General features: G+C 34.2%; 25 protein-coding genes and 1 tRNA gene. 11 read left to right on the top strand and 15 right to left on the bottom strand.

Translation table 11 applies throughout. The features are described 5' to 3' along the window. Window positions 1-58: 58 nt before the first annotated feature. Window positions 59-2,029: an EAL domain-containing protein gene (locus tag M947_RS21630; RefSeq protein ID WP_021288247.1), complete on the bottom strand. Its 1,971-nt coding sequence runs from the start codon at window positions 2,027-2,029 to the stop codon at window positions 59-61. 135 nt (window positions 2,030-2,164) lie between these two features. On the opposite strand from M947_RS21630, the gene M947_RS21625 reads away from it, so the two are divergent. Then, entirely contained in the window at window positions 2,165-3,442 is a 1,278-nt protein-coding gene (locus tag M947_RS21625) for a DEAD/DEAH box helicase (protein WP_021288246.1), read from the top strand. Here M947_RS21625 and M947_RS21620 read toward each other — a convergent pair. Continuing rightward, window positions 3,439-4,305 carry a hypothetical protein gene (locus M947_RS21620; protein WP_021288245.1) on the bottom strand — a complete coding sequence of 289 codons (867 nt, stop codon included), beginning with the start codon at window positions 4,303-4,305 and terminating at the stop codon, window positions 3,439-3,441. The two genes, M947_RS21625 and M947_RS21620, sit on opposite strands and share 4 nt — an antisense overlap. Window positions 4,306-4,546: 241 nt before the next feature. On the opposite strand from M947_RS21620, the gene M947_RS21615 reads away from it, so the two are divergent. The 8 genes from M947_RS21615 to M947_RS21580 all read left to right on the top strand — a co-directional run bounded on the left by M947_RS21615 (window position 4,547) and on the right by M947_RS21580 (window position 13,498). Continuing rightward, the gene (locus tag M947_RS21615; protein WP_021288244.1) at window positions 4,547-5,917 is read left to right on the top strand and encodes an OprD family outer membrane porin; all 1,371 of its coding nucleotides are present in this window, start codon (window positions 4,547-4,549) and stop codon (window positions 5,915-5,917) included. Between the two features lie 64 nt (window positions 5,918-5,981). Continuing rightward, window positions 5,982-6,299: a DUF485 domain-containing protein gene (locus tag M947_RS21610; RefSeq protein ID WP_021288243.1), complete on the top strand. Its 318-nt coding sequence runs from the start codon at window positions 5,982-5,984 to the stop codon at window positions 6,297-6,299. Next, a complete protein-coding gene (locus M947_RS21605) occupies window positions 6,299-7,969 on the top strand; it encodes a cation acetate symporter (protein ID WP_031348119.1) in 1,671 nt (556 codons plus the stop codon). Before M947_RS21610 ends, M947_RS21605 begins: the two co-directional genes overlap by 1 nt. Window positions 7,970-8,128: 159 nt before the next feature. Beyond that, window positions 8,129-9,943, top strand: a complete 1,815-nt coding sequence (locus M947_RS21600) for a putative nucleotidyltransferase substrate binding domain-containing protein (protein ID WP_021288241.1) — start codon at window positions 8,129-8,131, stop codon at window positions 9,941-9,943. Continuing rightward, window positions 9,943-10,557 (top strand): 3'-5' exonuclease, encoded by a 615-nt coding sequence (locus tag M947_RS21595; protein WP_021288240.1) that lies wholly within the window; start codon window positions 9,943-9,945, stop codon window positions 10,555-10,557. Before M947_RS21600 ends, M947_RS21595 begins: the two co-directional genes overlap by 1 nt. Window positions 10,558-10,613: 56 nt before the next feature. Beyond that, window positions 10,614-12,578, top strand: a complete 1,965-nt coding sequence (gene acs, locus M947_RS21590) for an acetate--CoA ligase (protein ID WP_021288239.1) — start codon at window positions 10,614-10,616, stop codon at window positions 12,576-12,578. Window positions 12,579-12,630: 52 nt separating this feature from the next. Continuing rightward, window positions 12,631-13,314 (top strand): orotidine-5'-phosphate decarboxylase, encoded by a 684-nt coding sequence (pyrF, locus tag M947_RS21585; protein ID WP_021288238.1) that lies wholly within the window; start codon window positions 12,631-12,633, stop codon window positions 13,312-13,314. Window positions 13,315-13,408: 94 nt separating this feature from the next. Then, window positions 13,409-13,498: transfer RNA gene (locus M947_RS21580), tRNA-Ser, on the top strand. 235 nt (window positions 13,499-13,733) lie between these two features. On the opposite strand, the gene M947_RS21575 is transcribed toward M947_RS21580, so the two are convergent. From M947_RS21575 to M947_RS21550, 7 genes are all read right to left on the bottom strand, one after another. Then, the gene (locus M947_RS21575) at window positions 13,734-14,018 is read right to left on the bottom strand and encodes a type II toxin-antitoxin system RelE family toxin (RefSeq protein WP_021288237.1); all 285 of its coding nucleotides are present in this window, start codon (window positions 14,016-14,018) and stop codon (window positions 13,734-13,736) included. Window position 14,019: 1 nt separating this feature from the next. Continuing rightward, window positions 14,020-14,235, bottom strand: coding sequence for a hypothetical protein (locus M947_RS21570; protein WP_021288236.1), 216 nt, complete (start codon window positions 14,233-14,235; stop codon window positions 14,020-14,022). 78 nt (window positions 14,236-14,313) lie between these two features. Beyond that, window positions 14,314-14,757, bottom strand: coding sequence for a hypothetical protein (locus M947_RS21565; protein WP_021288235.1), 444 nt, complete (start codon window positions 14,755-14,757; stop codon window positions 14,314-14,316). Continuing rightward, on the bottom strand, window positions 14,738-14,920 hold the full coding sequence (locus M947_RS23715; RefSeq protein WP_021288234.1) for a hypothetical protein: 183 nt from the start codon (window positions 14,918-14,920) through the stop codon (window positions 14,738-14,740). Before M947_RS23715 ends, M947_RS21565 begins: the two co-directional genes overlap by 20 nt. After that, window positions 14,901-15,350 (bottom strand): ribosomal protein S18-alanine N-acetyltransferase, encoded by a 450-nt coding sequence (gene rimI, locus M947_RS21560; protein ID WP_021288233.1) that lies wholly within the window; start codon window positions 15,348-15,350, stop codon window positions 14,901-14,903. Before rimI ends, M947_RS23715 begins: the two co-directional genes overlap by 20 nt. Continuing rightward, window positions 15,347-16,327 carry a DUF2156 domain-containing protein gene (locus tag M947_RS21555; RefSeq protein ID WP_021288232.1) on the bottom strand — a complete coding sequence of 327 codons (981 nt, stop codon included), beginning with the start codon at window positions 16,325-16,327 and terminating at the stop codon, window positions 15,347-15,349. The genes rimI and M947_RS21555 overlap by 4 nt, the downstream gene beginning before the upstream one ends. Window positions 16,328-16,501: 174 nt before the next feature. After that, the gene (locus tag M947_RS21550; protein ID WP_021288231.1) at window positions 16,502-17,332 is read right to left on the bottom strand and encodes a prephenate dehydrogenase; all 831 of its coding nucleotides are present in this window, start codon (window positions 17,330-17,332) and stop codon (window positions 16,502-16,504) included. A 118-nt stretch (window positions 17,333-17,450) separates the two neighbouring features. Here M947_RS21550 and cysQ point away from each other — a divergent pair, with 118 nt between their 5' ends. Then, window positions 17,451-18,206, top strand: a complete 756-nt coding sequence (gene cysQ / locus M947_RS21545) for a 3'(2'),5'-bisphosphate nucleotidase CysQ (protein ID WP_021288230.1) — start codon at window positions 17,451-17,453, stop codon at window positions 18,204-18,206. Between the two features lie 88 nt (window positions 18,207-18,294). Next, window positions 18,295-20,526, top strand: a complete 2,232-nt coding sequence (gene bamA, locus M947_RS21540) for an outer membrane protein assembly factor BamA (protein WP_021288229.1) — start codon at window positions 18,295-18,297, stop codon at window positions 20,524-20,526. A gap of 9 nt (window positions 20,527-20,535) precedes the next feature. On the opposite strand, the gene M947_RS21535 is transcribed toward bamA, so the two are convergent. The 6 genes from M947_RS21535 to plsY form a co-directional block, all read right to left on the bottom strand. After that, window positions 20,536-21,996 (bottom strand): Ppx/GppA phosphatase family protein, encoded by a 1,461-nt coding sequence (locus M947_RS21535; RefSeq protein WP_021288228.1) that lies wholly within the window; start codon window positions 21,994-21,996, stop codon window positions 20,536-20,538. Window positions 21,997-22,006: 10 nt separating this feature from the next. Then, window positions 22,007-22,258 carry a YfhL family 4Fe-4S dicluster ferredoxin gene (locus M947_RS21530; protein WP_021288227.1) on the bottom strand — a complete coding sequence of 84 codons (252 nt, stop codon included), beginning with the start codon at window positions 22,256-22,258 and terminating at the stop codon, window positions 22,007-22,009. Window positions 22,259-22,359: 101 nt separating this feature from the next. Further along, on the bottom strand, window positions 22,360-23,658 hold the full coding sequence (locus M947_RS21525; protein WP_021288226.1) for a sensor histidine kinase: 1,299 nt from the start codon (window positions 23,656-23,658) through the stop codon (window positions 22,360-22,362). Between the two features lie 332 nt (window positions 23,659-23,990). Next, on the bottom strand, window positions 23,991-24,665 hold the full coding sequence (hsrA, locus tag M947_RS21520; protein ID WP_021288225.1) for a homeostatic response regulator transcription factor HsrA: 675 nt from the start codon (window positions 24,663-24,665) through the stop codon (window positions 23,991-23,993). Between the two features lie 99 nt (window positions 24,666-24,764). After that, window positions 24,765-25,094, bottom strand: a complete 330-nt coding sequence (locus tag M947_RS21515; RefSeq protein WP_021288224.1) for a dihydroneopterin aldolase — start codon at window positions 25,092-25,094, stop codon at window positions 24,765-24,767. Between the two features lie 19 nt (window positions 25,095-25,113). Then, window positions 25,114-25,728: a glycerol-3-phosphate 1-O-acyltransferase PlsY gene (gene plsY / locus M947_RS21510; protein ID WP_031348117.1), complete on the bottom strand. Its 615-nt coding sequence runs from the start codon at window positions 25,726-25,728 to the stop codon at window positions 25,114-25,116. Between the last annotated feature and the right edge of the window lie 17 nt (window positions 25,729-25,745).

Below are 25,745 nucleotides of genomic sequence, written 5' to 3'. Positions count from 1 at the left end.
TACAACTCGTTTTTTAAGTGATGAAATTATATCTTATACAACTTACAATTTGGATAATTTAAGACTCATCTTCTAAATATTTACTAGGTTCTCCAAAGTAGTAACCTTGTGCAAAATCAACATCAAGCTCTGCTACTTTATCAAAAACATTTTTTGAGTAAACAAACTCGGCTACAGTTTTTATATTCATCTTTTTGGCAAAGTCTACTATGGTTTGGGTGATGAGCTCCGAGTCCTTGTTTATATCTATATTTTTTATCATAGAACCATCTATCTTGATGTAGTCAACTTTTAACTTCATAAGATACTCAAAGTTAGAATATCCCGTTCCAAAATCATCAATAGAGACTTTGGCATCATAAGACTTGACTTCGTTGATAAACTTGATAACTTCATCAAAATTTTCAATACCCTCAGACTCAATAATTTCAAAAACAACTCTATTGCCCATCCCATATGTAGCTAATTTTTTAAGTATAAGATTATGAATATCTCTGTTTAGTATATCTTCTACTGAGATATTTATAGATACTAAATGTGGGGATTTTTTAAACTTATCAAATGTTTTTTCTATCATAATTTTAGTGAGCTTATGATAGAGCTTATTCTTTTTAGCAAGCTCTAAAAAGTGAATAGGGGCTATATATCTACCATCTTTATCAACTATACGCATGAGAGATTCATATTTTATTGTTTTTTGAGTTTTAACATCTACTATAGGTTGAAAAAGAGGCTCAACTCTATCTTCATCTATGGCAGCTTTTAGTTTCTTGGTCCAAATCACATTTCTTTCATAAACTTTTGACATAGCCATAGACTCATTGTAGAGCAAAAAGTTCTTTTTCTTTCTCTTTGCTACAACTAGAGCGGTGTCTGCATTTACAAGAAGCATATCAGTCCCGTATGACATTCCAATAGTAGCACTTAGGCTAACCTCTGCTTTTGATCCAAGAGAGAATGTTTTTTTTGAGATTTTTTCACTTATAAGCTCTGCAAAAGTTACAAACTCTTTTAAATCTACATCCTTTTGACAAAGATATGCAAACTCATCTGCATGTAGTCTATAAAGATTACCCTCTTTTGGTGTAAGTTTTTTTAAGAACTTAGCAAACTCTTTTAGAAGCATATCTCCGATATCGTCTCCATATAGGTCATTTATCTCTTGAAAAGAGTCTATATTTATGATCATCAAAAATGAGTGAAGTCTAAGTTCTAAAACCTCGGTAAGTCTTCTTCTATTTTGAAAAGATGTTAAATTATCATAATAAAATTGACGCTCAATAGAGTCAAGCATAGAGTTAAATATTTGCTTTATAGAGTCAAGTTCTTCTATATTGTCATTTACTTCAACTCTCTTAGTTATATCCTGAGATGAGGTAATACTTTTTATCATATCTGAGAAGTTTCTTATGGGTTTTATAAGAAGGGTATCAAGCTCAATGAAGATTGCTAAAAAGATTATAAGTGAAAAAACAACTATAAAGACTATGAAAAAATTTATCATCTGCGTAAGTGATATCTTTAAGTTAGTCGTGGGAAAAGAGATGTTTATAACTCCTAAAATATCTCCTCTTTTTGCATTTACGTGACACTTTAAACACTCAGCTTTAGCAACTATGGGATAGTAGTAATTTATAAGCTCTGAGCTTGAGATGTCTAAAATCTCCTTTCCTTGCATGGCCTTTTTAAGGTTTGGATTTGACTTGATGGCTACTTTGTCTTTTTCAATCTCTCCATAAAGAGCATCTACTAAAGAAGATCTATACGCATTTACTCTCATGCTCTCTTCTATAGAGTTTAGTCTTATGATTATTTTTTCTAAATCCTCTTTGTTCCAGCCCATTTGCATGCCAGTATAGAGTGTTTCAAAAACAAGTCTACTGCTTTTTTTGGCATCTATTTGTGCTAAGTTAGAGATGGCACTTTGTTTCATGTACTCACTGTAAATATACGCCGCGCCTATAGTAAAAAAAAGTGTTGTAAGTATTATTTTAGCAGTGATTTTTTTATAGGTTGTTTTTTTGGACATAAAGTTTTAAATCCTCTTGAAGCATAAATAAAGTCTATTATCATACTCTAATTTGAAATAAATAAAAAGCAAGTAGGTTTATTTGTTTAATAATATGCTAAAATCGGATTTATATTCACATAAGGTCAAATAAAGATGTCATTTGAAAAACTAGGACTTATAGAACCGCTTCTTCAAGCTATAAAAGAGTTAGGTTATAAAGAGCCAACTCTAGTACAAAAAAGAGCTATTCCTTTAGTACAAGCTAAGAGTGATATCTTTGCAACTGCACAAACTGGAACAGGAAAAACTGCAGCTTTTGCTTTGCCAATTTTGCAAAAACTAAGAAATGCAAGAGAGGATGAGAGCAAAGGTATAAGAGCAGTCATTCTCTCTCCTACTCGCGAACTCTCCATCCAGATACATCAAGATATACTAAACTACTCAAAATATATGAACATAAAGAGTGCAGTTATTGTTGGCGGAAAAGATATAGAAGCACAAAGAGCTTCGCTAAGAAGAGGGGTTGATATAGTTGTAGGAACTCCGGGGCGATTTATGGAACTTATGGAGAGTGGCATGAGTCTAGCAGATATTGTAGTTTTTGTAGTTGATGAAGCCGATAGAATGTTAGATATGGGCTTTTCAAAAGAGATAAGAAAAATCCACTTAAAACTTCCAAAGAGGCATCAAAGCCTACTTTTTTCAGCTACTTATAGTGATAAAGTAAGAAAACTCTCAAAACAGATACTTACAAAACCAGCATTTATAGAAACGGCCAAGAAAAACACTACGGTTGAGACTATAAATCAAGTAGCATATCTGGTAGATAGTGACAAAAAAGCCCAGCTTTTAGCATACTTAATAGGCTCAAGAAACTTTCCACAAGTTTTAGTCTTTACAAGAACAAAGGCGAGTGCTGATGAACTCTTTGTTGAGCTTAAAAAAGATGGTTTAAAGTGTGGAATCATTCATGGAGATAAAACTCAAGCAAACAGATTAAAAACACTCACACAGTTTAAAGAGAAAAAGATAAAAGTCCTCATAGCTACAGATATCGCATCTCGTGGGCTTGATATTGAAGAGCTTCCATATGTTATAAACTACGAACTTCCATCGATTCCAGAAGATTATGTTCACAGAGTCGGAAGAACGGGACGAGCTGGTCGTGATGGAGAGGCTATTTCGCTTTTAGATATTTACGAGAAGTATGATATACGAGATGTTGAGAGACTCATCGGTCAAAAAATACCACAAGAGACAGTAGAGGGTTTTGAGCCAGATCCAACCATCAGACGAAAAGATCAAGATGAGTTAAAACTCAAGAGTGAACATAAAAAACAAGAAGTTAAAAGAGATAGAAAAAAAGCATATATAAAACCAACTTCAAAGAAGAAGAAGAAAAAAACCACAAAAAGAGATGCTAAAGGTTAGCAATCATCTTTTGTGGTTGATTCTTGAATAGTTTTGTAAAACCAACCAAGACCTACGAGCATAATAGTTGTTCCTATAAGCAGATAAAAGGCACTTAGCATTTTTGAAGCATCATCAAGAGCTATTTTAAACACTACCATCAGGGTCTCGATTGAGAGGGCGATGATTATTGAGATTAGAAACTTTCCAAGAACTTTATATTGTTTATCCTCTGTTTGGTGAAAAGATTGGTACATAACCTCATGCTCAAAAATTTGTTTTGCAAGGTCATAGATGGCAAGACCAAGTGTCATGGATATGATGGAAGTAAATATATCGTGCAAAAAATCTGAGGTTGAGAGTGAAAATAGTAGTGTAAAAAATATATATCCACCATAGGCTATAAGTGCAATAGCTACAAACGCTAGCATTGTAGAGCCAAAGAAGTAGATAGTTCGCTTTACTTTGTCATGAAAGCTGTTGTACTCTATAAGCTTTAAATCCTCTAAAAGATGTATAAGATTGATATCAAAAACATAATAAATAGAGTCAACATACTGAACAACACTAAGACTCGCTTTTCCTGTTTTGTGATGGATGTATGGGTTTGAGATATAGATATCATCACCATCAAGTTGAAGTTTTATAAAGTAGTGACTCTTGTCATTTCCAATTTGTGAAGAGTCAGACTCTTTTTTTGAGATAACGGGGGTAGACTGTTTAAAATCTGAATCAACTCCATACATCAACTGTATAAATCTATTTTTCTTTAAAATTTCTAAAGAGTTATCCATATAGTTTCTAGGAAGACTATTTATAAAAGTTTTTAAAAAAGAATCAACATTTATTTTTTGTGTTCTATATGCGTTTATAACTTCTTTCATGATTGCTTCCATATATTATAGATTTGCCAAGTATGCGAGATTATAGTTTAGTATATTTAGATTATTAGAAATAATTATGGACTCTTTATTTGTTTAAGCTAGATTAAATATTGGAAAAAAGTTACAAATTTACCCACAAAATAAAAATTTATCCATATTTATCTAAAATTTTTAGCATGCTATGTTCATGCTATTTTTGTGCTTTAGTATACAAGGGTAAAAAATCACAAAGGGAAGATGTATGAAAAAGCATATAACATTAAGCCTAATGGCAATAGGATTCTTAAGCTCAGCAAACCTTCAAGCCGCTGAGGATTTAAGTACGATGTTTAGTGAGGGAAAGGTGAGTGGACAAATTAGAGCTTTTAGTATTTCTAGGGCAATGGATTATAGTACGGCTACAGCAGATGACTTTACAAGAAATGCGAATGCTATCGGTGGTCATTTAAAGTATGAAACTGCAGATTTTAAAGGTTTAAACTTTGGAGCTGCTTTTTATACTACAAATGGTTTTTTAAATGAGAGTGATAAAACTAGTAAAAAGTTTGATCCAACACTTTTGGGAAAAGATAATGAGAGTTACTCTATTTTAGGTGAAGCCTATATCGCCTACGACGCTAAAGATTTAGGAACCCAAACAAATATAAAGTTTGGTCGTCAAAAATTAGATACTCCAATGGCTGGCTCAGACGATGCAAGAATGCTGCCAAACCTTTTTGAGGCAGTAGTAGTAAGCAACACAGATATCACAGATACAACTCTTATAGCAGCTCACGTAACTCGTTTTGCCCAAGGTACATTCGGTCGTGCTTACGGTACGGGTGGGATTTTGGGTGCAACCTCAGGTTACTCAGCAGTTGATGCTTCAAATCAGGTAGGTGATTTTAATAATGTAGGTAGTTATGCTGTTGGCAAAAGTACTGATGGTATTTCAATTGTTTCTGCAATATATAAAAAAGGTGCATTTAAAGCCCAACTTTGGGATTATTATGCACATGATATTTTAAATGTTATCTATGGTGATGTTAGTTTTTCATGGAAATGCTTACTTAATGACAATGTAACACCTTTTGTAGCAGCTCAGTTTATTAAAGAAAATGATGTTGGAGACAAACAACTAAAAGCAATAGGGGGTAACGGTAAGGTAGATAGTTCATACTGGGCTGTTAAAACTGGAGCTTCTATAGAAAACTTTACAGCTTTTGTAGCATATTCACAAACAAGTGAAAATTCCGCAGGTGATGCATCTTATGCAAATGCCATCATTTCTCCATGGGGTGGAATGCCAGCATATACTCAAGGTATGGTAACTCGTCATCAGTTTTTAGCAGGAACAAAGGCTTATAAACTAGCTGCTTCATACAACTTCAAAGCATTTGGACCAGACTTTAAAGCTGTTATTTACTATGCAAACTTTGATATGGACAAATACAACGGTTATACCGAGGATGATGCAAGTGAAAGCGGTTTTGATCTGATATACAACACAGACTTTGTTAAAGAGTTACAACTTCGTCTTCGCGGAAACTATGCAAGAGACTTTAATGTAAATACAACTAGCGATACAGTTAGTTGGAACGAATACAGATTTATAGTTAACTATAATTTTTAGTATTTATTCTACCTCAAAAGAGGTGGAGCGAGAGAAAACGTAAATAAAATTAAGGAAATAAAGTATGAAAAAAGAAATGGTGGAACACATCAAAGCAAATCCTCATTATCAAGAACTCATAGCAAAAAGATCTAGCTTTGCTATTAAACTAACTATTCTTATGTTGGCGGTATATTTTATATTTATCCTAACTATAGCATTTAATCCATCAGTCCTTGGAACTCCACTGTCTGCTGACTCTGTAACAACTATAGGTATCCCAATAGGAATGGCAGTGATTGTTTTTGCTTTTATCTTAACTGGTATCTATACAAAAAGAGCTAACGGCGAATTTGATGAGCTTAGCAACAAAGTTAAAGAATCACTAAAGGAAGATAAATGATGAATATAAATAGAATATTTTTATTTTTAATACTTGGCACGATTGCAGTATTTGCAGCTGGTGCTATTGAGGGTGAAGTTCAAAAGCAAGCCCTTAATGTATCTGCTATTGTAATGTTTATAATCTTTGTTGGTGGAACTCTTGGTATCACTTACTGGGCTGCAAAACGCACAAAGAGTGCGAAAGATTTCTATACTGCTGGTGGTGGAATCACTGGTTTTCAAAATGGTATGGCAATCGCAGGTGACTATATGTCAGCGGCTTCTTTTTTAGGAATTTCTGGTCTAGTCTACTTAAAAGGTTATGATGGACTTATCTACTCTATAGGTTTTTTAGTTGGTTGGCCAATTATCCTTTTTATGATTGCAGAGCCTCTAAGAAACTTAGGAAAATACACTTTTGCTGACGTTGCTTCATATAGACTTCGCCAAACTCCCATTCGCTCACTTGCAGCTTCTGGATCTATTGCAACTGTTATTCTTTATCTAATCGCTCAAATGGTAGGTTCGGGTAAACTTATACAACTTCTATTTGGTCTTCAGTATGAGATAGCTGTTATTATAGTTGGTGTTCTTATGATACTTTATGTAACATTTGGTGGTATGCTTGCTACTACTTGGGTACAAATCATTAAGGCATTTTTACTACTCTCTGGTGCTACATTTATGGCAGTAGCTGTTATGGCACACTACAACTTTAACTTTGGCGAGCTCTTCTCACATGCTACAGAGTTAAAAGGCATAGAAATAATGTCTCCGGGTGGGCTCGTCTCAGATCCGATCTCGGCCATCTCGCTTGCCATCGCTCTTATGTTTGGTACTGCGGGACTTCCTCATATCCTTATGAGATTTTTTACAGTTAGTGATGCAAAAGAGGCTAGAAAGTCGGTTTTTTATGCAACTGGTTTTATCGGTTACTTCTATATCCTAACTTTTATCATTGGTTTTGGCGCTATCGTTATGGTCTTTCAAAATCCTCAATACTTAGATATGGCTAAACAAGCTATAGACGGAGGTTATCCAATTTTAGGTGGAAACAACATGGCAGCAATTCACTTAAGCCATGCAGTTGGTGGTGACTTTTTCTTAGGGTTTATCTCAGCGGTTGCTTTTGCTACTATTTTAGCTGTTGTTTCAGGTCTTACTTTAGCTGGTGCATCTGCAATCAGTCATGACCTCTACTCATCTGTTATCAAAAAAGGTAAGGTTGATGGTATTACTGAGATGAAAGTTTCAAAAGCTGCAACTGTAGTTTTAGGTATTCTTGCTATTATTATGGGTATCGCGTTTGAGAAACAAAATATCGCATTTGTTGTTGGTCTTGCTTTTGCTATTGCAGCATCTGCTAACTTTCCAATACTTTTTCTTTCAATGTATTGGGGTAAACTTACAACTCGTGGTGCAGTGATTGGTGGCTCAGTAGGTCTTGCTACTGCTGTTATACTTGTTATCTTAGGTCCAATTGTATGGGTTGATATTTTAGGAAATGCTACGGCAATCTTCCCTTATAAATACCCAGCACTATTCTCAGTATTAGCTGCTTTTATCTCTATATGGTTCTTCTCTATAACTGACTCTTCTCACGATGCTAAAGCTGAGAGAGAAGCTTTTGAAGCTCAGTATATTAGAAGTCAAACAGGTATTGGTGCAGAGGGTGCTTCTGAGCATTGATTTTACGCACTCAAACGAACAAGTCCGTTTGAGTGGCAGGGACAAAAATTGTCCCTTGCAACCCCCTAAAGCTACGAAAATAAATTTTCGAGAGCCTGAAAATTGTAGAGAGTAAAATCTCTACCCTTTAATTTTTAAACTTAATAAGGAGATGTAAAGTTGAGTATATTAGATCAACGAAAACTTATAGAATCCATACATCCTTTTGGACTCTTAAGTAGAGAGACACTTGATAATCTTATGCAAAAGATTGATATAGCCTACTATCCAAAAGACACACTGCTCATCTCTAAAAATCTCCCATCCATCGCTTTTTACATCATTATAAAAGGCTCAGTAACAGAGTATATAGATGATGAAGTTCAAAATGTTTACTCTCATGGCGATACTTTTGATGCAGATGCACTTATATATGGAAAATGTGAAGGAAGATTTGTAGTAGATGAGGATCTTATCTGTTATGAGATTAAAAAAGATGATTTTTTAGAACTAATGCAAAATAAAAAGGTGCAAAACTACTTTCTTCAAGACTTTGTAACAAGACATCAACAACTTAAAAACTATGATATGCAGAGTGATTTTTCTGGATTTTTAATGGCGAGAGTCTCAGATATATTTTTACATAAAGCTTGTGTAGTTGAGTCACATGAGAGTATATTTAGTGCTTTGAGCAAACAAGAAAAACTAAAAGCACATGTAATCATCGTAAAAAAGGAGAATGAATACTCCATAGTTACAGACACTGACCTAAGAAAACATGTGCTCTTAGGTGGGGCTGATGTAGAAGATGAGATAGTAACGATTGCTACAAAGGGGCTTATAAGCATTGATATTGAAGATTTTTTGTTTAACGCTCTTTTGATAATGACTCAAAATGGGATAAAAAGAGTAGTTGTGATGAAAGACAATAAGGTCTTTGGAGTGCTAGAGCAACTAGACCTTCTTAGCTACTTCGCAAACCATTCGCACCTCGTAGCAGTGCAGATAGACAAAGCTCAAAATATCGATGACTTAAAAATTCTGCAAGCTGATATGAAAAACATCATAATAACACTTCGTGCCAAAGGTGTAAAGGTAAGATATATTACAAAACTAATCTCAACTCTTAATATCAAAGTCTATAAAAAAGTCTTTGATATGTGTGTTGAGAAGGAGTTACAAGAGAATTGCGCTTTAATAGTTATGGGAAGCGAAGGAAGAGAAGAGCAGACTCTAAAGTCTGACCAAGATAATGCTCTAATCATTAGAAATGGCACAGATGTAAAACTCTATGAAGAGCCTATGATGAAGTTAAACTCATATTTGTTAGAGCTCGGTTTTCCAAAGTGTCCTGGCAATATCATGGTAAGTAACGAGTTTTGGAGAAGAGATGAGAGTGGATATAAGAAGTTAATAGCTGGATGGACACAGAGTATGGGTGAAGCTGATGTTCAAAATTTAAGCATCTTTTTAGACGCAAAGTGTGTAGCAGGAGATGAAGAGCTTTTAAGCTCACTCATTACGCATCTCCATCAGCACTTCCATCAAAGAGATGATGTTTTAGCTCATGTTGCAAAAGCAGTTCTTAATTTTGAGACTCCACTCACTATGTTTTCAGGGTTTGTTTTAGAAAAAGGGCAACAAAATAGACTTGATTTAAAAAAAGGTGGACTTTTTGCACTTGTTCATGGAGTTAGAACTCTATGTTTGGAGTATGAAATAACCCAAACAAACACTATAGAGAGGATAAAAGAGCTCAATAACAAGGGCATTATTGACAAAGTTTTTGCTACAGAGCTTATAGAGAGTTTTGACACACTTAGTGCGATTCGCTTAAAGGCAACGTTAGAGGCGAAATCTTTGGATGAGAGTGACTATATAAATCCGCAATCTTTGGAGAAGATTCAAAGAGATCTGCTAAAAGATAGTTTTAAAATCATAAACAAGTTTAAAAAGTTTATGAGCTTTCACTTTCACTTAAATATGGTCTCATAATGCTATTTTCTTTTATACAAAAGATGAAAACAAAGGCAAATCGTTCAAGACTTAAAGAGAAAAAGTATGAGTTTTTATTTCAAGAGGATTTGAGTGGCGAGTATGTTGTTTTTGATACAGAGACAACAGGATTAAACCCTAAAAAAGATGAGATTGTCTCTATAGGGGCAGTAAAGGTAAAAAACAATAAGATACTAACTTCACAAACTTTTGAAGTTTTTATAAAAAACTCTTGTGAAATGAGCTCAAAAAGTATAGAGATTCACCGCATAAGACCGATAGATCTAGAAAATGCTAAGACTACGGAGGTCGCAATTCGTGAGTTTTTAGACTTTATAGGTTCAAGACCACTCGTTGGTTACTACTTAGAGTTTGATGTTAGTATGATAAACAAATATATTAAGCCAATGTTGGGTATTACTCTTCCTAACAAAAAGATAGAAGTCTCTGAAATATACTTTGATGAGACAATTTCTTTGATACCTCAAGGAAATATTGATTTGAGATTTGATACAATTTTAAAAAATTGTGGTGTCCCCAATATGGGTGCCCATAATGCAGTCAATGATGCAATCATGACAGCCATGATATTTTTAAAATTGAAGAAAGCTTAACGTAGTCAAAGGGAATAGTTGCTTTGATGTACTAAATAATAAAAAAAGGAAAAAAAATGATAGAAAAAAAACAAGTTTTTAAACCAAACAAAGAGTTTGCAAAAGTGGCAAATATTAAAAATATGTGTGAATATTATGAACTTCAAGAGAGTGCTATGGAGGATTATGAGGGTTTTTGGGGCGATGCAGCTAAAGAAAAGATCGACTGGATAGAACCATTTACTGATGTATTAGATGAGAGCAAAGCACCCTTTGTTAAGTGGTTTGGTGGTGGAAAGTTAAATGTTGCTCAGCAGTGTATCGATCGCCATTTAGAGACTCGCAAAAATAAAGCGGCTATCATTTTTGAAGGCGATAGAGGAGATATTCAGACTATTACTTACTTAGATTTATATAAACATGTAAACAGATTTGCTAACCTTTTAAAAGAGGATTTTGATGTAAAAAGAGGAGATAGAGTTATTATCTATATGCCAATGATTCCAGAAGCTGCTTATGCGATGCTAGCATGTGCTAGAATAGGTGCTATTCACTCTATAGTTTTTGGTGGATTTTCTTCAGAAGCTCTTCGTGATAGAATCGAAGATGCGGAGGCCAAAGTGGTTATAACAGCAGATGGAGCTTATAGAAAAGAGCGTCCTTATATGCTAAAGCCAGTTGTTGATGAAGCGCTTGAAGGTAAAACTCCAGTTAAAAAAGTTCTAGTTGTTGAGAGAAACAATGAAGATGTGGCTTGGGTGGCAGGGCGAGACTACTCATACAACGAGCTCATAAAAGATAAGTCATCAGTCTGCGAGGCTGAGGTTATGGATGCTGAGGATCCGCTATTTTTACTATATACATCAGGCTCAACTGGAAAACCAAAGGGTGTTCAACACAATTCTGCTGGATATATTCTTTGGGCACAGATGACTATGGAATGGGTTTTTGATGTAAAAGAAAATGATACTTACTGGTGTACAGCTGATATTGGTTGGATTACTGGACATACTTATATAGTTTATGGACCACTTGCTATGGGAGCTACTACTGTAATGTTTGAGGGTGTTATCACATTCCCAGATGCAGGGCGCCCTTGGGCAATGGTTGAAGATCATAGAGTTAACCAATTTTATACAGCTCCTACTGCAATCCGTGTTTTACATAAAATGGGAGAAGATGAGCCTGCAAAATATGATCTTAGCTCTTTAAAAGTTCTAGGAACAGTTGGCGAACCAATAGATCCTCCAGCTTGGAAATGGTACCATGAAGAAGTTGGCGGAGGCAGATGCCCTATAGTTGATACTTACTGGCAGACTGAAACGGGCGGACACATGGTCTCTCCTCTTCCAGGTGCTACTCCTATAAAACCAGGATGTGCGACTCTACCACTTCCGGGTATTATGGCTGAGGTGCTTGACCCCGCAACTGGAGAAAAATCAGAAGTAGGTGAGACTGGATATATGTGTGTAACTCGCCCTTGGCCAGCACAAATTCGCAATGTTTGGGGTGATGAAGAGAGATATATAACGTCTTACTATAGCGATGTGAAAAAAGATGGCAGAGCTGTATATTTTACAGGTGACGGTGCTATGTATGATGAAGATGGCTACATTACAATCACAGGACGTACAGATGATGTTATCAATGTAAGTGGACATAGAATGGGAACAGCTGAAGTTGAAGCTGCCATCAAGAAACACTCAAATGTTGCAGAGGTTGCAGTTGTTGGTAAACCGCATCCATTAAAAGGTGAGGGCATCTTTGCCTACATCGTTTTAAAAGAGGATGAAGGTCTTGCCGATGAAGTTGAAGAGGTTAGAACTATTAACAATATTATCAAAAAAGAGATTGGAAATATCGCTCTTTGTGATGATATGGTTTTTGTATCAGGACTACCTAAAACTCGCTCAGGAAAAATCATGAGAAGAATCTTGCGTATTATTGCTAAAGGTGAAGTTGTTACCCAAGATATCTCAACTCTTGAAGATCCAAGTATAGTGGCAACAATAGCTAGTAAAGTTCAAAGTTGTTCTTTATAAATAAGACTTAGGATTTGATATACTTTCATAAATAAAATATAAAAGAGTTTAGATGCAGTTATGTGTAGCACTTGATTTGCCCACAAAAGAAGAGAACTTAGAGCTGGTTAAAAAGATAAAGAAGTATGATGTTTGGCTAAAAGTCGGGCTTCGTAGTTATATAAGGGATGGAGAGAATTTTTTAGTCCAAATCAAAAAGATAAATCCTGACTTTAAAATATTTTTGGATTTAAAACTCTATGACATACCAAATACAATGGCAGACGCAGCAGAGTCCATCGTGGGCTTGGGTGTTGATATGTTTAATATTCATGCATCGGCTGGTAAAAGAGCTATGAGTGAGGTTATGAAGAGACTTAGCAAGTATGAGACTAGACCAATAGTCTTAGCTGTAACAGCTCTTACCTCTTTTAGCGAAGATGAGTTTTTAGAGGTTTATGAAAAGGATATTGCATTTAAAGCTGACCAGTTTGCAAAAGATGCAATGAGCAGTGGACTTGATGGAGTAGTGTGCTCAGCCTTTGAGAGTACTTCTATTAAGAGTGCTACAACTAAAGAGTTTATGACTCTAACTCCAGGTATTCGTCCTTTTGGAGAGGATGCAGGTGATCAACAAAGAGTAGCAAACGTTGCATATGCAAAAAATGCTATGGTTGACTTCATAGTAGTTGGTCGTCCAATTTATCAAGCTTCAAATCCATCAGAAGTTGTTGAGAGAATAATAAAAGGGCTTTAAAAACTCTACTTTTTTTGATATAAAATATATACTCAAAAGTTCTAATATTTAAGCTTGTTATTATCAAGGAGTGACTATAATTGCACTCTTCAACGGATAGATGGGTGAGCGGCTGAAACCACATCCCTGCTAAGGATGCGTATGGGTAACTGTACCGAGGGTTCGAATCCCTCTCTGTCCACCATGAAGCCCTATTTTTAGGACTTTGTAGCCCCTTAAAAAAATAACTAAAATCCCTTGCTTACCCCTAAAGTTAAAATTATTGATAAATAGAGATACTTCTATCAAAATCTTTGTAGTTTGATTGTAGATAAATTACGCCAATTCAAGTTTGAGCTTTTTGCAGTTAACCTTTTCTGTTTACCCGCCTATTGAATTTTAAGAGTGTTGCACTTTAAACTTGAATTGGCGTATAAATACTACTTATAAGTACCCTCACGAGTAGTTACATGTAAGACTAAAATCACAAGCCTGTCTTCATACTTTTTATATATAACTCTATATGTTCGGAGTTTTAAGCGGTAAAGTGTCTCTTTTTGTCCTTTAAGCTTTTTAATTTTAGCAGAGCGCATAAGTGATTTTTCATTAGTAGAAGAAAAACTTTGTGCAAACGCTTCAAGAGAATCAAGTATGAAAGCTTGATTTTGTTTATCTATTGATTTTAAATCTTTTTTAGCAGAATTAAAAAACTCAAGAACATACAAATTAAAGTCCTAATTCTTTTCTTAACTCTTCAAGAGATATAGTAGGCTCGTTATCATTAAGTCTTTTTTCGGCCACCCTAATATCTAGGTAGTCAAAATACATATCAAGTGCAGAAGAAATAATATGACTTTTCTTTTCATTTAACTCTTTAGCATAATGATTTATATCTTCATTTACGGAAGCTGGTAATGTAATGTTTAATCTAACTGTACTCATTTTGTCATTCCTTGTTTATGTGTATAATTATACACCAATTTTAGGTAATAAAAAATAACTAAAATCCCTTGCTTACCTTTAAGAGTCAAACTGTAGATTTGCAAACGCAATCTTAAACTTTTTATATAGTTTGTATTCTATAAACACTGCAAAAATTCCCAGAACTGCTAAAAAGATAAGCATATTTAATAGTCTTATCCCAAGGTAGTCAAATATCATAGCAGTTACAGCACCTCCAATAATGGCAGCTGAGACAAAAAACGATCTTAGCATAAGGTAGTCTTTAATATCTATCTCATTTTTCATAAAGTCAACTGTGTGAATCCTTGATATCTCAAAAGTTATGGCTTGAAGTGTGAAGATACTAAGTATGACATAAGTAAATACTACCATATCATACATCGAGAGTGAGTAACTGATAACTTGGATAATGTCTAAAATGATTACAAAAAGGTAGATATTGTAAATTTTCATTCTTTTAAAAAGAGGCTGAATTAGGCCATCAGTTGCACCAAGAAGCATATAAAAGCTTATCATAAAGGCAAGTGTAAGCTTCTAGTTTTGTGATATAGGGCATGATAATCCAGTCTATATATGTTGTAAAAAAGAGTACAATGATTTGGAGTTTTAAAAATTTGCTCTTATTTAGTTCAGTATAGATATTTTTATAATTTTTCACTGCCATAGTTTAACTCCATAAGATAAGCATCACAGCCATCTTTATAAAAAGCTTTTAATTTTTTTGCAACTTTAAAACCATTTTTTTCATACAGAGAAAATGCAACGATATTATCTACTCTTACTTCTAAGATAAACTTTTGAAATCCTAAATCCTTAAGATTTTTTGAAGCTTGCTGTAGCAGAGCTTTTGAGATGCCTCTTCCTCTAAAAGAGTCTTTTACTCCAAGGGAGTATAGTTTTGCATCTTTTCTTTTTGTAAGGATTAAAATATACCCAGCAAGAGTACCTTCTACTTCCGATAAGAGTACAAGAGAGTTTTTAGCGTGGTAGTAAAGGGAACCTTTTGAGAGAGGGTAGTTTTTAGAGCAAAAGAGTTCTCTCTCTAAGCCGTACAAAGCATTAACATCAGATGTTTTAGCTTCTCTTAGTTTCATTTTTGGTAGATAGTATATTTTGCAACAAGCTTAGAAGGACGATATGACATCTTTACCTTACGAAGGTTTTCAAAGCCCATATCATCGCCTACATTTATATATGTGATCTTATAATGATCTTTTAATATCTTAGAAAATTCTCTAAATATAAACTGTGCACATCCTAAAATCTCAAAGTCTGTTTTTTCTATGATAACAGTAGCTGTGTCCAATCTTATACGCTCTCCAACTGTAAAACCTTTTAGCTCGCCATTTATATATATAACTATCCCAAGCAAAGATAGCTCTGCGTAGTGTTTTAGCATCTGTTTAACTGCACTTCTCTCTTGATGTATTCCCTCTAAGTAAACTTCTGCCTCTTCTTTTGGCATATATCTAACTCTATCTGATGTCCATTTATTAAAAAGATTCATAATCTCAACTTTATGTTTAATGCTGTCTAACTCTTCTATTTTATAGTCAGGATAAGACTTTACAAACTTGTTTATTTCAGTTCTTTTTGTGTGATAACTGTTTCCTCTAAGACCTATAAGAGCTTCAACTTCATAGATATAATCAACTAATTTTTTCTCAACTATATAAGACTCCAACATCTCAAACATGCTCTGAGCTTCATCAGCATCTTGGATAAACTCTTCTACCATCGAGCCTTGGACATAGTCTATGCGTGAGTAGTAGTGCGAAGAGTTGTTTTCATTCATAATTTCAAAACACTTTATGATGGCATCTGTGATGTTTTTCTTTTTTCCCAAAGGAGGCAGTAGCATTGTAAGCTCTCCGCCAGTCATAACAAAAAGACAAAAACATTTGTTTATAACAGCATAAAATCCACTGCTATTTGCAAGCCAGATAAAATTTGCGGCAAAAGTATAGTCGCTAAGCTCAGCGTCTACCCTTGAGAGATACTTCTCCATAATAGGTCTTGTATCTATTGTAAACTTTTTTAATTTCTTTCTATTTACAGTTAAACTTCCCACTTAAAATCCTCTTTTTTTATATAAAAATCATCAATGGAACTATACATCTTTTTTAGAGTTTTGCAGTTGCAAAATGAAGGATATTTAACTGAGAAATAAGGACAAATAAATAGTTGTTTTGAGTTCATATTTACAAACTATATTTTGTCTTTACAATAAAGGTTGAAGTAGCTGTTATTTTAAAATATCATGGAGCTTATAACCATCCTGCATGGTTTTGTTTACCTCGCTCCACTCCTCTTTTTCAATGGAACTCTTTAGCATCTTAAGTTCACCTTCAAAGAGTTCTATTGCTTCAAGAAGATTTGTTTTGTTTTGTCTAAAGATATCTTCCCACATATTTGGCGAACTTTTTGCAAGGCGACTCATCGAGCGGAAACCACCAGCTGCTAGGGCTATGATATTGTTTTTATTCTCTTGTTTCATAACTGTATTTGCTAAAGAGTAGGAGATAGCGTGAGGCATATGAGAGATAAAAGCAGCGTGACGGTCATGCTCAACAGCTCTCATAAAGTACTTTTTCATGCCTAGTGCTTTGAAGATTTTTTTACTAACTTCTCTTTGGATTTCACCACTATCTTCTAAATCACACAAGACTACAACTTGGTCTTCATAAAGTCCTTCTATGGCTGCCGTTGGACCGTAGTTTTCTGTTCCAGTCATTGGATGTGCTGCTATAAAGTTTTTTCTAATGGACTCTGGAGTAGATGCAACTATCTTTGACTTAGTACTTCCAAGGTCTATAATAGTAGTGTCTGATGGCACATTTTGTAGTTTCTCTAAAGCTAAGATAACCCCATCAACAGGGATAGCTAGAAAGATGACATCATAGTTATAAACCTCTTCAAACTCTACTATCTCACTAACGAGCCCAAGCCGAAGTGCTACTTTTTTGTGCTCTTTGTTGTGATCACTTCCAACAACTCTCTTTACAAAATCCAATTTTTTCAGACTCAAAGCTAAAGAACCACCCATGAGTCCAAGTCCCACTATTGCTACATTCATATTTATATTCTTTTTTTTGTGAAATTATACATGAGTTTTTGGTTTTTAGCCTAATTTTTAAGTAAAAAACCTTTGTTTAAAAAAATTTTGGCATAATCTCAAGACAAAAGGATTTTAGATGTTTGATAAGGTAAGTTTAAAAGATATAAAAACTATAGCAAAAGTTGCAGGCGATGAAATTATGAAAATCTATGAAAGAGATTTTGAAATTGAGTATAAAGAAGATAACTCGCCACTCACAGAAGCTGACATTAAGTCAAATGAGATTATCTGTAACTCACTTTTTAGTCTATATCCAGAGATTCCAATCCTCTCTGAAGAAAATAGCATCGTAGAGTATAAAGTTAGAAAAAAGTGGAACTATTACTGGTGTATTGACCCTATAGATGGAACAAAAGAGTTTATTAAAAAAAATGGAGAGTTTACTGTAAATATAGCTTTGATACGTAAAGATACTCCAGTCTTAGGTGTTGTTTATGCTCCAGCACTAGATTTGATGTATGCGGCTAAAAAGGATGAGGGTGCTTACTTAAATGATAAAAGGCTACCTTTATATACAAATGAGAATAAAAAAGAAAAACTTTTTGTTGTGGCATCAAAATCACACCTCTCATCTAAAACTCAAAAATTTATAGACGCTCTTGATACAAAAGAGGTAGAACAAGTCTCAAAAGGGAGTTCACTAAAACTTTGTATGGTTGCAGATGGAAGTGCTGATATCTATCCAAGACTTGCTCCAACTATGGAGTGGGATACGGCAGCAGCTGATGCAATAGTAAGGGAAGCTGGAAAGATGAGTTATGATTTTAAGACGAATAAGCCTATGGTGTACAACAAGCAAGACCTTTTAAATCCTTGGTTTGTTATAAAGTAGACAAATGACAAAATTTATAGCTCGTGTAACTTAAGATTAACCATATAAAAGGTAAAATCTTCACTTATTTTATATCTATGGAACTTCAATGAGAATATTTTTAGCACTACTGCTAACCCTACTTACTATTAATCTATCTGCTATGACTATAAAGTCTATTGATTATGTTGGAATGGTACACATTTCAAAACCTGTTGCTCTTAGAATGCTTGAGTTTAGTGTTGGAGATGATGTCGATATAGAGACTATAGATGAGTCTATAAAAAAGTACTTTAAGCAAGGCTATTTTGATGATGTTTGGGCTGAGTTTGATGATGGCAAGCTTACCTTTCACTTTAAAGAAAAAGCTATCATCTCAAAAATTGAGTTAAAAGGTTGGAAAGAGAGCGATAAAGATATTTTAGAGACAGTAGTTCAGATTAAAAAAGGCTCACTCTATGATAAAAAGAAACTCCAAGCTGCAAAAAAAAGAATTCAAGAAGCCATAGCACAAAGTGGAAAGATAGATAGTGTTGTCGAGGTAGAAGAAGAGATACTTGACAATGGAAGCATAAAAGTAACTTTTATAGTAAATGAAGGTGAAGAAATAGTTATTCAAAAAATAGACTATAGTGGTGTTTTAGGGCTTGATAGTGATCTTTTCAATGACGTTATAGCGAACAAAGAGAAGCAGTTTATGGGTTGGTTTTGGGGTAGAAATGATGGGGAGATGAAACTTCTAGATCTTTCATATGACCCGCTTAGAATCCGTGACTTGTATATGCAATATGGGTATTTAGATGCAAAGGTTGATGAGCCATTTACTAGAGTAAACTTTGACCACTATACAGCTGAGATGAGCTATCAGATAGAAGAGGGCGAAGTTTATACTATTAGTGGCATCTCTATAAATCAACTTAAGCAAGTTATAGATGAAGATAAGATTAAAGAGATTGTAAGCTTAGAAGTAGGTGAGCCTTTTAATATCAAGACCTTTCGTGAAGATGCAGAGAAGGTAAAGACTCTTATTGCAGACCTAAGTTACGCTTTTGTTCAAGTTGTTCCTGACTTAAAAAAGAACAAGGATGACAATACAGTTGAAGTCGTCTTTAAAATCACACCCGGCGATAAAGTAAAGATAAGAAATGTAGTTATCTCAGGGAACAATAGAACACTAGATAGAATCATCAGAAGAGAGTTATACCTCGGACCTGGTGATATGTACTCATTAACTGATTTAAAAGATTCAAGAAATTCACTAGGAAGACTAGGTTTTTTTGATGGAAATACTATAGAAGAAAAAAGAGTAGATAACTCTACTATGGATCTTGTTGTTAAGGTAAAAGAGGCTCCAACTGGGAACATCCAACTCGGTGGTGGATATGGAAGTTATGGTGGACTTTTAGTTACTGTGGCAGTAAACGATAGAAATATTTGGGGTTCTGGTATAGACATGGGAGTACAAGTTGAGAAGTCTGAGACTTCACAAAACTACTCCTTTAATATCTCTAATTCAAGATTAAATGATAGTGACTTTAGTGGTAACTTCTCTATATTTAAATCATTTTATGAGTATAATGATTATAGTGTTGATTCTCAAGGTTTAAGCTTTGGAGTAGGGCATAGATTTACTAGATATATTAGCGGATACTTAGGCTATAGTTTCTCTGATAATAGTTATAGTGATGTAACTATTGACCCCGAAGAATTAGACCCAAGATACTTTGAAAGCTATTCTAAAAGTTCAGTTATTGTAAATGTTAAGTTTGACAATACAGATGATTATTATCTTCCTAGAGAGGGATATACTATGAGTCAAAGTTTTGAAAATGCAGGGGTTGGTGGTGATGCAGACTTCCTTAAAAGTAGAACGAATTTTGCCAAATTTACTGGACTAGAAGAGTATATAGGCTTTGATGCTATCTTTAGATATAAGGCTAGATTTTATTATGCAGAGGATACTGGCTATTTACCAATCGCAGATAAATTTTATATGGGTGGTATGGGAAGTGTTAGAGGATATGAGTCTTATTCAATTTCCCCAACTGAAGACAGAACTGATGGCAGCGTAGCTAGAGTAGGTGCAAAGCAGACCTTTTCTAACAATGTAGAGGTGAGTTTTCCACTAGTCCCAAAAGCAAAAATGAGGCTTGTTACTTACGTAGACTGGGGTTTTATAGGTGATAGCTCCTTAAGTGAGTATTCTAGAGGTGGCTATGGTCTAGGACTTGAGTGGTTTTCGCCAGTTGGTCCTATTCAGCTTATGTTTTCACAACCTTTGGCAGAAGAAGAAGGAGACAAAACTACCGCATTTGAATTTAGCATGGGGCAGAGATTTTAGTAGAGAATCTTAAAAAATAACTTTTAAATTCTCTATGGTGTCTAGTTTATTAAAAGACTCTCTACTTAGATGGAGAGTTTCATCTGCATTAATATTTAATATCCCATCTTCAAAAACAAAATTATATTTTAAATTTCTAGGTCTATGAGCTACAAGTGAAACGCTTAAAGAGAGTATAAAGCTAAGAGCATCTAGAGTGTTTTTTTCTGGTAGAAGTTCTTTATATTTTTGTATATGAGAAGAAGATGGAAGTTTCTTTTTAGCGTATTTGCAAAGTGTAGAAATTAGAGTTATCTGTTTATGAGTAAAACCATATTCTAACGCACTTTGGAGTATGTAGTAGCTATGTTTATTTTTAGAGTAGAAATGAATAGAATTACCACAAGGATAAAGTTTTGCAGCTATGCTTAAATCTCTTCTATAACTTTTATCTATAGCAAGATGTTTGTGAGTAAGATCAAAAATTTTCTTTACAAGGAAGCTTAACTGGCTTGCTATAGCTTTCTCGCTTATGTGTGAGTCTAAGATATATCTAGTTGAGATACTGTAATGCTCGGGAAATCTATCCTTAGAGTTTCTAAGTAAATCTGCAAGAAATGCGCCTTCTCTTACCCCGACTCCACTTGTTACAATATCTTTTATAGAGAGTTTTTTTAAAACTCTTTGAAGTATTAAAGCACCTGGCCTTATAATATCAAATCTATCTGCTTTGATACCTAGCTTTTTAAGCTCATTTTTTGTTGCATCCATAACTTGTGAGAGATAATCATAAAGCTCCTTTGCACTATAACTAAAAGCATGTAGTTTGTTTAGAGGATGTTTTTTTCTTGTTAAAATTGCACTAGAGAGTGCTCTGAAGGTACCGCCAATACCAACTAAAGCAGAAGCATTCAGACCATCTAAAACACTTAGTTTTTCATCTATATACTCTATAGCTTCATCTTTTTTTCTATCATCGCAGAAGAGCTCTTTTATTCTGATAGTTCCAAGATTTAATGAGATTGTATTTGAGATATCTTTATTATTTATCAGTGCAAATTCTGTCGAGCCACCACCAATATCAATAGTAAGAGACTCTTGTTGAGCTGGAAGAAGGTTTGCACAGGCAATTGCCCCAAGATAAGCCTCTTTTTGGCCATCTATAATTTTTATATTTAGTTTTAACTCTTTTTTAGCTCTTTGCAAAAACTCTTTTTTATTTGGAGCATCTCTTAGAGCTGAAGTAGCTATGCAGAGAGTTTTTCTAGCTTTATATGAAGATATGATGCTTAAAAAATCTCTTAGCACATCTATGGTTCTACTCATGGCAATTTCGGAGAGATTGCCACTGTTTTGATAGGCATTTTCAGAGAGTCTAACTTTGCTTTTAGACTCATTGAGTAGATGAAAAGCAAAGCGAGAAGTTCTTTCATAAACAACTAATCTAACTGAGTTAGAACCAATGTCTATAACTGCTACTCGCTTTGGCATAAAGAAAACTTTACTCTTCGTCTTGTAGATTTTTGTATTTAAATTGTAACTCTGCAATTGATTCTACATTGTCTTTATCCAAGACTATACAATCAACAGGGCACACAGAGATACAAGCAGGTTCATCATATATACCAACACACTCGATACATCTATCTGGATCTATAAAGTAGATAGGATCACCCTCTTCTATAGCCATCGTCGGACACTCTTCACGACATGCATCACATGCAATACACTCATCATTTATTAGTAGAGCCATTCAAAAACCTTATATTTTATAGTAATCTTTTATATAAATTCTTATCTATATATTAGTGTCCGATTTATATCAGATTAAAGCTTTATCTTCTTTTAAATTATCTAGCTTTTAGGAAGTAAGCATGACAATTTTGAGTTTATCTCTAGTGATGAGATAGTTCCATCTATTCCATCGGTTCTGTTTTTCACGCGTATCTTTGCGCCTAGTGCGTCAGCCGCACTTTTTGCCAAAAAAAGACCAAGTCCTACACCAGACTTATTTCCTTGTCTTGTAAAAGGAGCAAAAAGATCAACGCTCTCATCTATACCACAACCCTCATCTATAACCTCTATGAGTAGCCCAAATTCACTTTGAGAACTTCTAAGGGTTACAGCTTTGTTTTTTGGAGTAAATTTTAGTGCATTTTGTAAAAAATTTTGAACTATTTGATTTAGAAGTGAAGTCTGCAGAGTAGCCATAAAAGCATTTGGTTCAAAGTGCATACGAAGAGTTTTACCTTCATTTTTGGCGAGTAGATTAAAGTCGTTTGCTTTTTCACGCAAAAGAGATATAACATCAACTTCTACAGGTTTCTCAAGCTGTGCACCTTCTTGACGGCCAATGTTTAAGATATCTGAGACTATGATATTCATCTCATCTATGGTTTTATTTGTGATTTTTAAAGCTTCTATGTACTCCTCTGGAGTTCTTTTTTTTATAAGAGTAACTTGGTTTTTAAGCTTAATGACTGCTAGAGGAGTTTTTAACTCATGAGCCGTTCCGATAAAGAGTTCTTTTTGATACTTCACAAAGTTTTGTATTCTAGATATTAGATGGTTTATGGTGCTTCCTAGTTGTTCAAACTCTTGTGGTAGCTCCTCTACTTTAATGGGTCGCATAAGATGTTCATTCATATTTGAGAGTCTTAAACTGATGGTCCGTATGGGTGATATTAACATCTTTGATAGTGCGATAGCGTAGATAATTACAAGGATAAAACCTACTATATTTATGATAAAAATATAACGCAAAATTTTATTAAGAAGCATTTTTGTAGAAGTTACTTTTTTTGTGATTTTGAGGTAGCTTAACTCTTCAAAGTTAAAGGGATAGATTAAGGTTAAGTATGTTTGTTTGTTTTTTGTGCTTTCATAGAGATCTATATCTTGGTTTACTCTTTTTATATGTATGACTTCTACTTCGATGCCAAGTAGTGCATCTGTAGTTTCTGAATCTGCATTAAAAAGGGATTGGTTATTTGCTATATTTTTAGCATATTGTTGTAGCTCTTCACGCTTTTCATCATAAATGGAGTTCTCAATATAGAGATATAAAAAGGATGAAAATATAAATATAAGTGACATAGATGCAAAGATAAGTTGGATGAGAAAGTTTATACGAATACTTCTTTTTAAAAACATAAATAAGCCTAGTGTTAAATATGTGAAATTATATCTAAAATGAAGTTTTATAAGGTAAAAGAGACTTGTCTAAACGAGCAATTTATTATTGACATTTAAGTGTGATTTATCTCAAAAAACTCGTTTTTTTGTAGCTTTTAGGTATGCTAACCAATGGCATACTCCATGCTAAGGGGGTTGTGGGGACAATCTTGTCCCTGCCACTAAAATGGGCTTTGCTCAATCTTTAATGTAAAAATCTCAAAAAACTCGTTTTTTTGTAGCTTTAGGGGGTTGTAGGGACAATCTTGTCCCTGCCACTAAAATGGGCTTTGCTCATTTTAGTGTTTAAATTAATGTACCTCTTTAGGAAAACAAAAACGATAGCCACGACGACGAACGGTCTCAATAGTAGTTATACCTAGAGGTTTATCCATCTTTTGTCTAATTTGGTTTATCGCAACTTCAATAACATTTGGAGTAACAAGTTCAGGTTCTTCCCAGATTGCATCAAGGAGCTGTTCTTTTGAAACTATTTGATCGCGATGGCGAGCAAGATGAGTTAAAACTTCAAAAGGTTTGCCTTTTAGCTCTATCTCTTGTTCTTTGTAAGTTATTTTTTCTTCTTCAGGATTTATTATTAAATCTTCAATCTCTATAATATTGCTTCCGCCAAAACGAAGGCGAGCCTCTATGCGAGCAATTAAAACATCAAAATCAAAAGGTTTTCTGATATAGTCATCAGCCCCATTTCTTAGAGCTTCTATCTCGCTTTCATTATCATCTCTTGCAGATAAAACTACTACAATAGTCTTTGGAGTGTTTGTTTTTATATCGCCGATAATATCAACAGAGTTACCATCTGGTAGCATCCAGTCCATTAAAACTAAATCATAATTACGAATATCAAGATAGTACTCTCCATCTTTAAGAGTCTCTACTACATCGCTTTGGTAACCAAACTCTTTTAATCCCTCAGCTAGCATCTTGTTTAATGTAACTTCATCTTCTATAATCAGAATTCGCATAAATTTTTTCCTATAAGTGAATATTTGCGAAATGATATCATATTTTTAGCTAAGTTTAAAGTGTTTTTCAAGTATATTTAATAATTCTTTAACTTATAATTAAGATATGGGAGTAAAATGTTTGCTTACACTAACCTTTGCATCCCTTAAAATGGAGGGTTTTGTAATTTTTAAGTAGATGCTGTTTATGGCTAAAAATTCTTTAGTTAAGTTTAAATTTATAGCCTCAAGAGCATCTTCTATAAGTAAAAATTCACTTTTTATCATAATAATCTTTACAGTATCTACTATCTCTGCATAGTTTATAAAACCATTTTCATGGTTATACTCTATTAAAATATTTACAATAACATCTTGGGGTGACACTCTCTCAAAATCTAAAATTCCAATAATGCACTGAAATTTCAGATCTTCTATATGAATAGTCATTTATCAGTCCTTGCTTTGGTCAAACTACTCTTACTTCTTGTCCTTGAATCAGGCGAATAATGTTTGGGATATGTTTATAAAAAAGTATAAATACTATAAAAACAACAGGAGCATGAGCCATCTCGGGATGCAATATAAAACTAGCAACTAAAAGTGACGCAACCGCAGTTAGTGAAGAGATGGAAGAGATGCGGATAGTCTTAGCGCCAATCGCCCATACAATAAGAGCTATAATAGTCTCTAGTGGAAGCATAAACATCATAACACCAAAACCAGTAGCTATACCTTTTCCACCTTCAAGTCCTAGGTAAGGACTAAAACAGTGTCCAATAACAGCTAAAACTGCAATAGCCCAAAGCGTAGCTTCGCTAAGACCTACAAAGTAAGCAGTAACCAATACCACTACACCCTTTATAGCATCTAAAGCTAAAGTAGCAATGCCTAATTTTTTTGCTAGGACTGGGTCTTTTTCCTTTACAACTCTTAAAACATTTGTAGCACCAATACTTTTGCTACCACTACTCTTTATATCAACTCCAGCAAATTGCTTAGCCAAGAGAAGCCCAAAAGGTATACCGCCAACTAGATAAGCAGCTATAAAAAACTGTACATTTGTATTTAATAAAAATTCCATAAAAACCTCAAATATTA

It is taken from the genome of Sulfurimonas hongkongensis (genome assembly GCF_000445475.1).
In the GTDB taxonomy this organism is placed as follows: domain Bacteria; phylum Campylobacterota; class Campylobacteria; order Campylobacterales; family Sulfurimonadaceae; genus Sulfurimonas; species Sulfurimonas hongkongensis.
Note: the sequence above shows the minus strand (reverse complement) of the source record. Positions and strands in the feature narration are given on the sequence as shown.